We start from the raw sequence: 14,836 nt of genomic DNA, 5'->3' as shown, positions 1-14,836 counted from the left end.
AGCAAAGTTCTTTGCGGTATTTGCTAAAAACAAAAAATGAAATCTTCGATTTCGGTTTTTCCTTTCGGAATTCGGAGCTCAAAGGATCACGAAGTAATCCCGGTTTTAATGTGCACCGTGCCTACAGCACTCGTTACCAAATAAGCAGCTTTCTTAACTCTGGGCTAAAACCCAGAGTTAAAGTTGATTCGTGCCTAACGGCACTTGAAAGATGAGTGCCGTTAGGCACGATACACTTCTATCTCCGGGTGACAACCCGGAGCTTACTGTTCCAACAAAAACTCAGAGTACCGTAGGTACGGATCACACTTATAAAAGTAAAAAAAAACGAACCCGTGCCAAAACAGCACAGAATCCGGTTCTGAATGTGAGTGTATTTTCTCAGTTAATTAATACCCAAAAGCTTCTTCAAGCTTGAGCTCTTTGACGTTGCCGTATTTTTCGAGTGCTTCAAAATCGATTTTGTCTTTGTCACCAAGCACCATCAACCTGAAGTTTTTGTCTTTGAGCGTTGAAATATCACTTTTTCACAACCTTTTTGGTTTCGCTTTGGTTGTTATTCGTGATTTTAAGGAGATATAGGCCAGAAGGCAAATCATTGAGGTTCTTGATTTGATCGTTTTCAATAATACCTGACTTCATGATTTTTCCGGTTATGTCGAATAAAGTATAATTTGGGTTTGTCAAATTATGGGTTAGTTCAATTTCATTTTTAAAGGGATTAGGCCAAAACCTCAATTCATCATTTTGAAGTTCTATAAAACCGGTTTCCTGGTCAGAACCTGTCCAACTTTCATTCGCTTTTCCGCCCCATAGGTAATCAGCCAGCTCAGGGTGATCGATAAATGGATTTCGGTTTAGTTGAAATTGCTGAAAGATAACTTCATTTCTATTTTTCTCCCAGTCTGATACCGGATCTTCATCATTCCATTGCAGCAACGTTTCCAGCTTGCCGTGAAATGGTAGTTTATCTGACTGATCAGGTATTGAGTTGTTGAGTTCTAAGTCTTCTTCGTTACTGTCACCTTCATAGCGAACAGCCATGTAAAAAAGCATTCGTGCTACATCGCCTTTTACTTCAGCTGGAGGTTGAAAGGTCCACTGGCTCTGATCAATAAAGGAACCAGTAGCAAAATTGTTGTCTATAACTTCATCACAGCTGTTGCAATTATCAAATGAGCGATTGTTTCGAGTTGAGTTGACTCCGGCATCGAGCGGACGCAAGTGGTGCACATCTGTTCCCGGGCCTGGTGAGTTACCAAAATCACCGCGTGATTTGGCCCAAACGTGTTCCCGTGTCCAACCGCTGCCGCTATTGTACTCCTGCGCAGCATCAACTGAACGACCAGAATAGAGGAGAATGACATTGTTGGGATTGGAGGTGTCGCGATCTGTAACTTTGAGAATATCCCAAACATCTGTACTTGAAGAAGTGTAGGGAAACTCAACGTGATCATCGATGATATTGTGAAGTTCTGTTTTGAGTTGCTCGCCTGATAGACCAACGGCAGATTGATAATAATTGGAAACCTGTGCGTTTAGCGTTAATCCAATGAGTAGCGAAGCAAAAAGGAGCAGTTTTGCACCTGTATATTTAATGTGCAGCATCTTGAAATTTTGTGAAATAGTTTTGTCCAAAACTAAGTCCACATTGTTACCCTATTATCTTAGTGAAAACCCCGCCACGAGTGACTTTCTACCCTTTATTTTTTGTGATTGAGAGCTCTAAAATATTAGCAATTATTAGCCTATATGGACTATCAAGCTATTTTTAGTTATGTATTATTCCGTGATTTTAATAGTTATTTGATATTTACTTAAAGTTAATGAAAGCGTTGCATATTCCATAAGTTAGTATTACACTTGTTTAATTTTAAAACTCACATTATGAAGAAACTATATTTTGTTATTGCTCTTGTTTGTTTGTCTTTGTTTTCCTGCAAAAAAGATGAGGACGATCAACCAGCTCCGGCTCAAAGTCCACCTAAAGCTGAGGTTGCTGATACGGTAAAGGCTGTGGATGATTATTATATGGGCATTAGAACTCAAACTAATTTTGCTGATGCTCATTTTCAAGCTGCTAGACAAACTGAAGATAATGGTTCAGAATCGTATTTTGTCAATGGTCGTTTTTTAAACGGACCGGGAGAAAATGAATACAGGTTATACATAGGTGAGGACTTAACTGTTAATGATCAATCTCTCAATTCTGATGATGGATATTATATTTTTGACACTCCAAATGGTCTAGAGTCCCCTTCAAACGTTGATTTTTCTCAAGTTAAATGGGAATTCAGTAATAACACTGATGGTTTTTCACCATTTGTGCACACTTCTGTTCCTCCGGCTTACCCTTCTGCATCAACTGATACAGCACTATTTCTTTCCCAGGATTTTGAGCTCGCGCTAGATAATAGACCAGCCGAAGTAAATTATATTACTATCATTTTTGATGGCGGTCCATACTATGAATTTTTCTCATATTATGAAGATGAAATTAAAGAAACGATTGTTTTTACACCTGAGGAACTAGAGGAGCTAAAGAAAAGCATCTTAATGAAGACAGTGAAGATAACTATTCGTTATTCTAAAACTGAAGAGAAAAAAGTTAATGGTAAAAGACTCTTTTTTGAAACGACAAGCGCTGATTTCGTTAAACTCCCTGTTTACGATTAATTTTTCACTTTAATAAAAAAAAGCCGTAATTTGACGGCTTTTTTTGTTGAAATAGTTAACGTTTTATTCTGTCAGGTAACTTATCCTTTAGCAATGGAGCGCCTTGTCTCTTGAGTTTAGACTCAATTGAAGACAATTCACTTTTGAGAACTTCAAGGATTTTTTGAATACTCAAAAGTTCACTCTTCACTAACTCAATTGCTTTTTGTTGTGTTTTAGTTGGCGCATTTTGAGTATTGTAAGTTTGGTAAACAGCAATGCCAATTCTGTTAGTCAATGATGGTTCAGTTTCAAACTCTCTGCTGCTCAAAGATTTATCACCGGTTAACAAGATGTCCAGTGAATCCAGCGTCTTTTCCATTTCACGCAGCTTAGTCAAATCTTCAAGGTCAGAGCCGGGGTAATCACGAACAATTGATTTCACTTGTTTCACTCGTTTTTCAAAGTTTCTGTGATAACGGTTGACTTCATAGAGTTTCTTGCGTGTTTGCTCAATATCAGTTAAAATATTGTTGCGTTCATCCTCATCTACTGGTAAAGTGTTGAGGTTTAAAGCCTTCAATGAAAAACCGTGGCCAGTTAAAAGCTCGCTGATACTACCATTTTTACTCAAATGTACATCAACTAAATATTCGCCCGGTAAAGCAAAAAACGCTCCTGAGGCTTCAGTGAGAGGTGCTCCTTTTGTGTCAAAACCTGAAATTGAAGCGATTTGCCCATCCCAATTGATTTTGTTGATTCCTTTTTTGATAGGGTTGGTCAACCTGCGTATTGGTTCACCATCTTTGGATCTGATCGTGAGAATCAAGTAGGGCTTTTCTTCCTGATCTTCAGCTCTTAATTCATCAAATGAAGGGTAGTAAACATCCTTTTTATCCTTGATTTTCTCTTTTTCAGATTCTCGCCTTTTCGCTTTTAATGTTTTTACGTCTTCCTTTAAGTGAAGATAGAAATTGACACCTTGCTCAGGGTTTTTGGCTGTCCAAAAGTCTTCTCCCTGAAAGCTTACACCGCTGTATCCGTAACGGTTCTCTTCGGGGTAAATCAACCCACTTGGAGTGGGGAGGAAGGTTGCTTCCTTATTGAGTTTTTCCTTCGAGATGGCTCTGAGTGGCGAGTAATCATCGAGCACGTAAAATCCACGGCCAAATGAGCCGAGAACAAGAGCGTTTTTATCTCGCTGAATAGTCAGGTCTCTAATCGCGATTGTGGGCAATCCCTTTTTCAGTTGAACCCAATTTTCACCACCGTTTAGCGTAACAAAAACACCAAATTCTGTTCCGGCAAAAAGGAGATCAGGGTTTTTGTGATCCTGGACAATCGAGTAAACTGAACCCCGCTCAGGTAGATCGCCACTGATGTTTTTCCACGATTTTCCTTTGTTTTCGCTCTTTAAAATGTAAGGCTTGAAATCGCCTTCTTTGTGATTGTTGAAAACGGCAAAAACAGTATTTTCATCGTGGAGAGACGCTTCAACATCATAAACGAAAGTGCGTTCAGGAATATCGGGGAATTTACTCAGCTTTTTCCATTGGTCAGATCCGGGTTCTTTGACCTGAATGAGTCCGTCATCAGTACCTGCGTAGAGCAACCCTTTTACTTTTGGACTTTCGGTCAGAGCCGTAATGTTCCCGTAGATTGTCGTGCTCTTGTTTTTCATGATGGCGTCAACACCCCAAACGCGGCCCATGACTTTGAGCTTGTTTCGATCTATTTGTTGAGTGAGATCATCGCTGATGACTTCCCATGAGTTCCCTCTGTCTGCCGTTTTAAAGACTTTGTTAGCCGCGAAGTAGAGAGTTTTGTTGTCGTGCGTACTAATAATCAACGGAGCATCCCAGTTCCAGCGGTAAGCTTCACCTTTTGGTGGTTGTGGCTGAATACCCACTTTTTGACCGCTGTTTCGGTCAAACCTGACAAGCCATCCGTACTGCGCCTGAGCGTAAACAATGTTTGGATTTTCAGGATCGACCTGACTCTCAAACCCATCTCCATTATTCGTAACGAACCAGTCGTAATTATCAATTCCGCTGCTTTTGCGGGTCTGACTGGGGCCACCTAAAGAAAAGTTATCCTGTGTTCCTCCGTAGATGTTGTAAAACGGCTCTGACCGATCAACTGAAACACGGTAAAATTGCGTGATGGGCAGGTTGGTGTAAAACTCCCAGTTATTTCCGTTGTCAAAAGTTTCGTAGAGTCCGCCATCGCAGCCCATCAAATAGTGATCGGTATTGTTTGGATTGATCCACATGGCGTGATTATCGACATGTTTTTTGTCTTCTGGTAGTTTCTTCCAGGTGTTTCCGCCATCATTTGTGAAGTGAGAGTAGGTATCCATCGAGTAAACCTTATCTACATCTTTAGGATCGCAAAATAGTTCCTGATAGTAATTTCCTGAGGTAACGTAGTCATCAACTTTGTTCCAGCTAGCTCCGCGATCAGTTGATTTGTAAACGCCTTCCTTGCCGTATTTGGCTTCTATTATAGCGTAGAGAACATCTGGGTTGACGGGTGAAATATCCATCCCGATTCTTCCCATATTATCAACCGGTAAACCATTTTTTAGCTCCTCGAAATTTTCACCACCATCAGTCGATTTGAAAATTCCAGATCCCGGTCCGCCAGAAATGTAAGTGAACACTTTGCGCATTCTTTGATGTGCTGTAGCATAGATGACATCAGGGTTTCCTGGATCTAGATGAACTTCATTGACTCCGGTGTACTCATCAATATCCAGTATCTTATTCCAGTTCTCACCACCATCAGTTGTTTTGTAGAGTCCGCGGTCACCACCTTTACTCCACAATGGACCATAGGCTGCCACGTAAACGATATCAGAGTTATTTGGATGAACAGCTATCATCCCGATGTGCTCGCTGTTTTTGAGGCCCATATTTTTCCAGGACTTACCGTCATCAGTACTTTTGTAAATACCATCTCCGTAAGCTACTGAACGCTGGTTGTTATTTTCTCCGGTTCCCACCCAAACAGTGTGTGGGTTGTTGGGATCAATCGTTACACAACCAATTGAGTATGATCCTTCGCTATCAAAAATGGGAGAGAAGTTAACTCCATGGTTAGTTGTTTTCCAAACTCCGCCAGATGCAGCAGCGATGTACCAAAAATCCTTGTCCTGCGGATGTACAGCAATGTCACTAATCCTACCCGAAGTTAGAGCTGGGCCCATGGTTCTGAACGAAAAAGCGTTTAAATCTGAGCTTTTTAAGTAATAGTCACTTTCCTGTGCTGTGAGAAGTGAGCTTGAAAGGATTAGGGATAGTACTAAGAGTTTGATTTTCATGTTATTCTGATTCAAATTCGTTGTAAATTTTTTCTAAAAAGAAACGATCTTTTCCTAAAAAGTGAACGGCTCCTTCATGGGTTGTGAAGACTTTCACGCCCGGATTGAACCTGACTTTTTTCTCGAAAAGAATGGCAAATGCAGTTGCCAGCGGCTTTGATGTGATAATTGCCAACCTGCCCGAAACTCGTTTTTGACTTTCCTCAATAGCTGCGATGAATTGATTCATTTCATCACGCGATAATTTCACATCAGCTTTTGAGAGATCTGAGATGCCGTCAAATTCAGCATCGTAATTGGGATGAGACCAAATTTTTTGGGTCACTTCAATGATGTCATTGAAAAATACCTTTCCGTCAAATACCTCCAAAATGAATTCATCCTTTGGGAAAATCCTGAACTTTGCCGACATAAAATCATGGTTTAGAGTTAAACAGAGATTTTAGTCAAAAGTTGAACTTTTTGGCAAATTTGCTTAACTCCTCATTCAAGGCGGAAGGTATTAAATTTAATTTGCGATTAAAAGCCTCGTCAATCTTTAATTGTAGCGATCTCAACTTGAGATGTTGGCTCACATTCATCCTTTCCATTTCAGGAAAAACAGCCTGAATTTCGTTGGCTATGTTATCGATCGTTTCGTTTCGGTCAACAAGGTTAATGGTCAGATCCTTAATTTGTTCAAGCAAAACTGTTGTGATTCCGCGACCTACATTTTCCACATGAATAAAGGGGCGGTATTGTGAGCCATCTCCCTGAAGTGTGACTTTGCCGCTGTAGTTTGCATCGAACATGAAACGGTTGATGACAGCGTCAAATCGCATGCTTGGGTTGTAGCCGTAAACGTTTGCACAGCGTACAATTGTGGTATTCATCTTGTTTTTGAGTCGCTTCACATGGTCTTCCCCACGGAGCTTAGAAATTCCGTAGATGGTCGTTGGTTTTGGATTGGTAGTAGCATCAAATGGTTCTGACCCAAAACCATAAACTGATGCACTCGACAGGTAAATAAAGTGCTCGATATTAGCTTTTATCGCAGCTTCTACCACATTTGCTGTTCCCCAGTGATTGACCTGTTCAAAAAGGTGATGATTGGCATCAGCAAAAGGAGTGCTGACTTCAGCCGCGAGATGCACCAGGGCATCGCAATCTTTGAGTAGTCCTTTGAGTTTGATTCCGTCCAAAATTTCACCACGCACAAACTGAACTTTCTTGTATTTATTGGGCTCGCCAATGAAAAGGTTGAAATTTGTTCTGCTGAGATTGTCGTAAGCGATGATTTTTTCTACTTCATCGCGATTCTCGAGGTGATTGATGAGTTCTGTTCCAATATATCCGGCTGCACCGGTGATGAGTACTTTCATGTTGTCAATGCTTTTATTAGCAGGTGGTTAACTTATTTTGAAACGAGATCAGTGTGTAAGCCACATTCTGACTTTTTCATGCCCTGCCAACGTCCATCACGCTTGTTTTCGAGATCGAATTTTTGCGTGCAGGGTTCACATCCGATACTTAAATAGCCTTTTGCTTCCAGTGGGTGAGTGGGTAAATCAAAAGCTTTTCGGTATTCGTGAATCATTTTTGAGTTCCATTCTAAAATAGGGTGGTAGCGCAGTTTTCCGTCAGGTGTTGTGATGAGCTCAGGCATTTCGCGCCTGTTAGCGTTTTGATCTCTTCTAATACCGCTGATCCAAATATCGTAAGCTGTCATTGCTTCTTTCATCGGTTGGGTTTTGTTGAGAAAGCAGCACCTGTCAGGATCTTCAGCAAATGGCAAAAGCCCGCTTTGCCCGCGTTGGAAATTTTTTGAGATGAAACTCTCAACCAAAATCGGTTCAACTCCAAGTTGATTGCATATTTGATCTCTGAATTCGAGCGTTTCAGGAAAGTGATAACCTGTATTGAGAAAAAGAACATCAACTTTAGGCGCAACAGTGCTGATGAGATGGAGGAGCGGAATGCTATGTGTTTGAAAGGATGAGGACATACAGATTCGCTCTCCGTCATTGAGCCAATTGCTTAACTGCTGTTCAATACGAGCCTGTTCTTTTTCTACCCATTTCATTTCCATGCGTCAAAATTAGCAGACTTCATTAAATGGCTGAAACAAATTGTATTTTTACTGGTTTCAATTAATGATGATTAACAACAATTCGGTTCTGAATGAAAAGAATAAAACCGGATGTTACTTTTGCGCGTATAGATTGATATGAAAAAGTTAGTTTTATTACTCGTTGCAACTATTTTTATGAGTTGTGCAAATTCGCAAAATGAAATGCAGAAAGATGAAAGTGCTATGACAACAAACAATGATAATTTAGAATTGGCAACCTTTGGTGCCGGCTGTTTTTGGTGTGTTGAAGCTATTTTTCAGGATCTGAAAGGAGTTGAGAAAGTCACTTCAGGCTACAGTGGAGGAGATGTCAAAAATCCTTCTTACCGAGAAGTTTGTACGGGCAGGACCGGCCACGCAGAGGTTGTGCAAATTCAATTCAACCCTGATGTAATTTCTTTCAAAGAATTGCTGGAAGTATTTTGGCAAACACATGATCCCACAACTTTGAATAAACAAGGGGCTGATGTGGGCACACAATACCGCTCGGCAGTTTTTTATCACGATCAGAACCAAAAGGAGCTGGCCGAGGAGTACAAAAATAAACTCGATGAGTCGGGAGTGTTTGACGACCCTATTGTGACGGAAATTTCACCGTACGATACTTTTTACAAAGCTGAAGTGAGTCATCAGGATTATTACAACGAGAATAGTGATGCTCCATATTGCCGTGCAGTGATTACACCTAAAGTTGAAAAATTCAGAAAGGTTTTTGAGGATAAGTTGAAAGAGGGTGTGAAGTAGGGCTGAAGAATGAATAGGGGATAAAGAAAAGCCAACTGGAAGATTCAGTTGGCTTTTTTAGTATTCTAATTTGAGTTAGAGATTTACTTCTTTCTCTCAGCTGCTTTGAGGGCCGCCTCAATTACATTAGGCGTATCAATTCCATATTTAGCCATCAATTCGTGTGGCTTTCCCGACTCACCAAAGCTATCATTAACGGCTACAAATTCTTGCGGTACAGGGAAATGACGCATCAACGTTCCTGAAACGCTTTCTCCGAGCCCGCCATTCATTTGATGTTCTTCAGCTGTAACAACACAGCCTGTTTTTTTAACTGACTCAATAATTGCTTTTTCATCTAGTGGCTTTATCGTGTGGATGTTGATGATCTCGGCATCAATTCCTTTTTCTTTCAAAGCTTCTTCAGCTTCAACAGCTTTCCAAACGAGGTGACCAGTTGCGATGATCGTTACGTCTTTACCGTCTTTGATCTTCCACGCTTTCCCGATTTCAAACTTTTGATCTTCAGCAGTAAAAACCGGCATCTTTGGTCGGCCAAAACGCAGGTAAACCGGGCCTTCATGCTCGGCAATTGCGATAGTAGCAGCTTTTGTTTGGTTGTAATCACACGGGTTGATTACGGTCATGTGAGGTAACATTTTCATCAGACCCAAATCTTCGAGGATTTGGTGTGTTGCTCCGTCTTCTCCAAGTGTCAATCCGGCATGCGAAGCACAGATCTTGACGTTTTTCCCAGAGTAAGCTATGGATTGTCGGATCTGATCGTAAACACGACCTGTAGAAAAGTTGGCAAATGTTCCTGTAAATGGAATTTTACCACCAATTGTGAGTCCGGCAGCTACACCCATCATGTTAGCTTCAGAAATTCCCATTTGGAAAAAACGATCGGGATGAGCATCGGCAAAGGCATTCATTTTGAGAGAGCCTGTGAGGTCAGCACAAAGGGCCACAACATTTTCGTTTGTTTCTCCCAGTTCGCTGAGTCCGGCTCCAAAACCTGAGCGTGTATCTTTTTGATCTTTGGCTTCGAATAACTTCATAATTACTTCAAATTAACAACCCGTGATTCTCCGGGAGATATTGAAAATTCTTCTACTCGTGTATATTTTGAATTGTTTGAGCTCTTGCTTCTAAAAACTACGCGGTATCTACCAGGTTGTAGTTTGACTGATTCGTTTGTAGCTGCGGGATTGAGATTGGTTACCCAGGTAGCTTCATTTCCTTCCAGCTTGTAAATGCCACCATATCCTGTAAGGTTTTTCATGATGGTCACCAGCCCCGGTGGTGGAATTTCAATAGTAGTGGTATGGCTCTGTTTGATTTCAACATCGTTGATATAAGTGCGAGGCAGCGTTAGGATTTCAAGGTCATAAGTCCCCACAAGGTATTTTTCATCTGTACCCAGTTTTTGAGCGTTGAGGGTTTTCATTTTACCACCCTGTCTTACAATTGCAACTGCCTGCTTGCTGGAAATTGATCCTGATTTCTTGAGTTCTAAAGTTCCCTGTCCGGCCTGAACACCAATAATATTGTGCTTTCCTGGTGTTAATGTGATACTGTCTTTCATAACGGCCGGAGTTGTGAAAACCGTTAAATCGTATGTTGAACTGGGGTCGAGGTAAATCGTATCAGGATTTCCAACAGCATTCATCGTGTGTACATAGTTTACAATGTCTTCATTCATGAAACGATCGAAGAATGTGTAAGGTACATTCGTCTCAGTTGGATTTCCGTAAACATCGAGTAAGTTTAGCTGAGCTGTTGTACTGTTCAGAGCCTGGGATATCACGATATTCAACACATTGTCAAATGTTTTTTCGTTGCTTGCATCAAAGAAGTTACCAACACATTTGAATGTTTTTTTGAAATTTTCATCCATCCCAATGCCAATGATGAAAGGTTTTAATGTAATTCCTCTTTTTTGCAGCATTCGGGAAACAGCACAGGGATCGCCATCGCATTCTTCAATTCCGTCAGTTATGAGAATGATGATATTGCGGCAATCTTCACAATCGGGAAAGTCGTCACCTGCTTTTTCAAGCGTTCTCGCAATTGGAGTAGTGCCTTTTGGTGTAATCTCTTTTAACTTCTTCTGGATAGCTTTTACACGCTTATTGCCAAATGGAACTTCCAGCTTTGTGTCGTCACAATCCTGACCCTGTCGATAGCTGCTCTGGTGTCCGTAAACACGCAATGCCAATTGAAGATTAGGCTTGTCCTTTAAGCTATCGAGTGCACTGTTGATAAGGTTGTGAGCCACTGAGTGCCGCGTACCGCTTTCCCATTCTTTGTTCATGCTGTTGGAAGCATCGTAGATGAACAAAACTCGTGTCATAGCGCTTTGGCTCTGACCGATAACGAGCTGAGTAAAAAGGATAAAAACGAATAATAAAATGCGGCTTTTCATGTTGATGTTATTTCAGATGGCTCAATAATCGCCAAGTGTTTCATCGAGTTGTTGCAAAGCTTGTTCCAATTGTTCATCATTGGGCGCAACACCGTGCCACTTGTGCGTTCCCATCATAAAATCAACACCCTGACCCATCTCGGTTTTCATGAGGATCATGATCGGTTTTCCGCGGCCGGTCATTTTTTGAGCTTCGCCAACAGTATCGAGGATCATATCCATGTTGTTGCCATCCATTTCGAGGACTTCCCAACCAAAGCTTTCGTATTTAGCTCTTAAGTCTTTCAGATCCAAAACATCAGTCACATCACCGTCAATTTGGCGGTTATTCCAGTCTATGAAGCCGATGAGGTTGTCGATTTTTTTGTGAGCTGCAAACATGGCTGCTTCCCAAACCTGGCCTTCTTGTTGCTCGCCATCGCCCATGAGAACGTAAACGAGTTTGTCTTCGCCATTGAGTTTTTTGGTCAGAGCCGCACCTGACGCAACACTGAGTCCCTGACCGAGTGATCCGCTCGCTACTCTAATTCCGGTTAAACCTTCTTCAGTAGCGGGGTGTCCCTGTAACCTGGAATCGAGCTGGCGGAAAGTTTTGAGTTCTGACAGTTCAAAAAATCCTTTTCTCGCTAGCGTACTGTACCAAACAGGAGAAATGTGCCCGTTTGAAAGGAAAAAGAGGTTTTCATCTTTTCCGTCAAGCGTAAAGTTTTTTGGATCGTTTTTTAAAATATCGAAGTACAGCGCTACAAAAAGATCAGCGCAACCAAGAGAGCCTCCCGGGTGACCGCTCTGTGCAGAATGAACCATGCGCACAATGTCCCTGCGAACCTGAGAAGCGATTTGTTTGAGTTCTTTACTATCAGCCATGTTATAATGATTATCTCGGCTGCGAAGGTACATTTATGAAAAAAGTCAGTGAAGCTTTGCTCATGAAAAATATCCTCAAAGGTTGTTGATAACTGCTCAATAATGGTAATATCAGTTAGTTTTTACATTTTTGAGGCATGAGTAAACGCGTTTTGGTTGTTGAAGATGAAGAGCACATTTTGGAAGGATTGGTTCTCAATCTCGAGCTCGAAGGTTACGATGTAACTACTGCTACTGATGGTGAGGAGGCCGTTGACAGGTTCAAACAGGAAAGGTTTGATGTAATTGTGCTGGACGTTATGTTGCCTAAAATGGATGGTTTTGCGGTTTGTGAAACGATCAGACTCGAAAACAGGCAGGTGCCTATTCTCTTTTTAACGGCTAAAGATGGCGGACAAGATCGTGTGGAGGGACTCAAAATTGGAGCCGATGATTATCTCACGAAGCCATTTAATCTGGAAGAGTTTTTATTGCGTGTCAACAAACTTGTTGAAAGAACAACTTCACGGTCAGAACCGGAACAGCGCTCGGTTTATTCATTTGGTCCAAACGAAGTGAATTTTTCATCATTCCAGATCAAAACCCACGATGGGCAATCAAAACAGATCACAGCCAGAGAAGCGAAGCTATTACAGCTTTTAATTAACCACAAAGATGAAGTTGTTTCCCGCGAACAGATCTTAGAAAAAGTATGGGGATACGATGTGTTTCCCAGCACCCGAACGATTGATAATTTTATTCTCAATTTCAGGAAGTACTTTGAAGAAAACCCACGCAAACCAAAGTATTTTCATTCTGTGAGAGGAGTAGGGTATCGGTTTACGAATTGACATTTTAATAAAGGTAAAAAGAGGCTACCGATAATCAGTAGCCTTCTTTTAATTGGAGTAATAGGTTTACTGATTACTCATTTTTTCCATTTCTGCTTCAAAAGTATCTTTGAACTTTTCGTAGTTGTAATCGGCTTTTAACTGCTCTTCATTTGAGAGTCTTTCATTGTAAGCCTGGAGAAGTTCCTGAGCTCCAAGTTCAATTGCGATGTACGTTTTGTACTTTCCTTCAACAGTTTTTGTCTGTTTTTCGCAAATTGTACGAACACCTTGAATTTGTTGGTTTACAACTGTTCTCGCGTTTTCCTGAAAAGTTTCAGTGATTTCTTCTTTGTTGTTGAATTCACTTGACTTCACATAATTGTCACCAACAACTTTCATGGTTGTTTGAATGTTTGCAGCGAGTTCTGCACGAGCATTACTCAATGCTTTTTTCTTAGAAGTCATTTGATCGAGAGATTCGCCAATTGCGTTAGCTCTAAATTTTTCTTTTGTTGTGAAGTACTCAGGTCCTGAGCAGTAAACATTTACTAATTCTTCACCTTTTGGTTTTTCGCCAGAAGCTTTTTCTTTGTCTTTACAAGCTGGAGCTGATAGGATTAAAAAGCTACCGAATGCAAGAGCTGCGAGTGTTCTAATTGTTTTCATAATTTTTGATTTAAAATTCAAAGTTAGTCTAAAATTTCTCTTCGTTTTATTTATTAATCAAGTGTTGTGCCAAATTACTGTTTTTCGATGATCTGCAAGAGTTTTTTGCAGTTCTTATTCCAGCTAAAGTTTTGTTGTACAAATTGATAGCCGTTTTTAGCAAGTTGCCTTTTTTCATCTTTATTTTTGGTCAGATCCACAACTATATTGGCGTAATCCTGAGCGCTTGAGCCTATTATTACTTCTTTACCATCTTTAGCTCCAAGTGCTCTGTTTGCGAGTTCGCTCGTGACGCAAGGCTTCTTCATCGCCATTGCTTCCAGGAGTTTATTTTGGAGTCCGGTTCCTATTTGCATAGGTGCCACAAAAATATCAGCTAACGTATAAGAGTCGCGAATATCTTTTACCCAGCCGGTGACGAAAATATCTTCTCCGTTGTGTAACGACTTTATCTTAGGAATTGGGTTGGTGCCACTGATTAAGAGTGATGCATGCGGAATTTCCTTTTTAACGAGAGGGAGCACTTCAGTTGCTAAGAAAAATGCGGCTCTTACATTGGGTGGGTAAGCCATATTTCCTGTAAAACCAATTGTGTATTTGGGATCATCTGAAGTTGGTTGATAAAATTCTAAATCGACACCATTTGGAATAATTTCAATTTCGTTTTTATCTGGATGAGGAATGAGATCCCGATCTTGCTCAGAGATGATGATTTTGTTTTGAAAAAACTTAAAAACGCTTGCTTCATAGTGTTTCAATCGGTTAGACTCAGCGATGAAAAGTCTCCTCAATCCCGGAATGCTGTATTTAATTCTGCGTTCAACTCCACGTGAAAAAGCATCCATGTAATCAAAAGTGTTGGGAATGAACGGATACTTTTTGGCGTACTCAGCGGTTCTGATCAATTGTACATAAATATGAGCCGGCATTTCCTGTTCAACAATTTTGTCGATTTGTTTCTGCACCGATTTTTTGTAAAAATAATGAACCTGAAATGGCTTTGAGCTGAATAGGGCTCTGACCAGGCGGAAAAAAATTGCAATTTTATTGAGTCTGAAAATGTGGACCTGGCTGCAGTATTGTGAAAGTACTTTTGTTGATTGTGGGTTAACCTTTTTATCACTTAGGCAGCAGAGAATAATCTCATGTTGCCTGCTCATTTCTTTGATGTGATGAAACGCTCTCAACTTGTCGCCTTTTTCAAGCGGCCAGGGAACCCGGGAAAGTAAGACGAGTATTTTCATGCTGAGCGT

At 40.8% G+C, this 14,836-nt stretch carries 13 protein-coding genes; 3 read left to right on the top strand and 10 right to left on the bottom strand.

The annotated features are described in order from the left end of the window. Positions 1-519: 519 nt before the first annotated feature. The gene (locus tag RI557_RS00770; RefSeq protein WP_310681452.1) at positions 520-1,608 is read right to left on the bottom strand and encodes an endonuclease; all 1,089 of its coding nucleotides are present in this window, start codon (positions 1,606-1,608) and stop codon (positions 520-522) included. Positions 1,609-1,887: 279 nt separating this feature from the next. On the opposite strand from RI557_RS00770, the gene RI557_RS00765 reads away from it, so the two are divergent. Next, complete coding sequence (locus RI557_RS00765; RefSeq protein WP_310681450.1) at positions 1,888-2,676, top strand: hypothetical protein; 789 nt, start codon at positions 1,888-1,890, stop codon at positions 2,674-2,676. Between the two features lie 55 nt (positions 2,677-2,731). Here the strand turns inward: RI557_RS00765 and RI557_RS00760 are convergent, their stop codons facing one another. From RI557_RS00760 to RI557_RS00745, 4 genes are read right to left on the bottom strand one after another with little or no spacing between them, the layout of a single operon-like run. Next, complete coding sequence (locus tag RI557_RS00760; protein ID WP_310681448.1) at positions 2,732-5,977, bottom strand: VPS10 domain-containing protein; 3,246 nt, start codon at positions 5,975-5,977, stop codon at positions 2,732-2,734. A 1-nt stretch (position 5,978) separates the two neighbouring features. Further along, the gene (locus tag RI557_RS00755) at positions 5,979-6,389 is read right to left on the bottom strand and encodes a hypothetical protein (protein ID WP_310668123.1); all 411 of its coding nucleotides are present in this window, start codon (positions 6,387-6,389) and stop codon (positions 5,979-5,981) included. A gap of 34 nt (positions 6,390-6,423) precedes the next feature. Then, the gene (locus RI557_RS00750; RefSeq protein WP_310681446.1) at positions 6,424-7,338 is read right to left on the bottom strand and encodes an SDR family oxidoreductase; all 915 of its coding nucleotides are present in this window, start codon (positions 7,336-7,338) and stop codon (positions 6,424-6,426) included. A 32-nt stretch (positions 7,339-7,370) separates the two neighbouring features. After that, positions 7,371-8,045, bottom strand: coding sequence for a phosphoadenylyl-sulfate reductase (locus RI557_RS00745; protein WP_310681444.1), 675 nt, complete (start codon positions 8,043-8,045; stop codon positions 7,371-7,373). A 204-nt stretch (positions 8,046-8,249) separates the two neighbouring features. On the opposite strand from RI557_RS00745, the gene msrA reads away from it, so the two are divergent. Then, complete coding sequence (gene msrA, locus RI557_RS00740; RefSeq protein WP_310681442.1) at positions 8,250-8,831, top strand: peptide-methionine (S)-S-oxide reductase MsrA; 582 nt, start codon at positions 8,250-8,252, stop codon at positions 8,829-8,831. A gap of 83 nt (positions 8,832-8,914) precedes the next feature. Here the strand turns inward: msrA and RI557_RS00735 are convergent, their stop codons facing one another. The 3 genes from RI557_RS00735 to RI557_RS00725 are packed head-to-tail and all read right to left on the bottom strand — an operon-like array spanning position 8,915 to position 12,105. Continuing rightward, positions 8,915-9,871: a transketolase family protein gene (locus RI557_RS00735; RefSeq protein ID WP_310681440.1), complete on the bottom strand. Its 957-nt coding sequence runs from the start codon at positions 9,869-9,871 to the stop codon at positions 8,915-8,917. Positions 9,872-9,873: 2 nt separating this feature from the next. After that, complete coding sequence (locus RI557_RS00730; RefSeq protein ID WP_310681438.1) at positions 9,874-11,238, bottom strand: VWA domain-containing protein; 1,365 nt, start codon at positions 11,236-11,238, stop codon at positions 9,874-9,876. Positions 11,239-11,259: 21 nt separating this feature from the next. Next, complete coding sequence (locus RI557_RS00725) at positions 11,260-12,105, bottom strand: transketolase (protein ID WP_310681436.1); 846 nt, start codon at positions 12,103-12,105, stop codon at positions 11,260-11,262. Positions 12,106-12,242: 137 nt separating this feature from the next. Here RI557_RS00725 and RI557_RS00720 point away from each other — a divergent pair, with 137 nt between their 5' ends. Next, positions 12,243-12,935, top strand: coding sequence for a response regulator transcription factor (locus RI557_RS00720; protein WP_310668116.1), 693 nt, complete (start codon positions 12,243-12,245; stop codon positions 12,933-12,935). Between the two features lie 66 nt (positions 12,936-13,001). On the opposite strand, the gene RI557_RS00715 is transcribed toward RI557_RS00720, so the two are convergent. Continuing rightward, entirely contained in the window at positions 13,002-13,583 is a 582-nt protein-coding gene (locus RI557_RS00715; RefSeq protein ID WP_310668115.1) for a hypothetical protein, read from the bottom strand. Between the two features lie 74 nt (positions 13,584-13,657). Then, positions 13,658-14,827, bottom strand: coding sequence for a glycosyltransferase (locus tag RI557_RS00710; RefSeq protein ID WP_310681434.1), 1,170 nt, complete (start codon positions 14,825-14,827; stop codon positions 13,658-13,660). Positions 14,828-14,836: the final 9 nt, after the last annotated feature.

Origin of the sequence: Salibacter sp. (genome assembly GCF_031581065.1) — a bacterium.
Taxonomy (GTDB): Bacteria; Bacteroidota; Bacteroidia; order Flavobacteriales_G; family Salibacteraceae; genus Salibacter.
The sequence above is the reverse complement of the archived record's forward strand: the minus strand, read 5'-3'. Positions and strand labels throughout refer to the sequence as shown.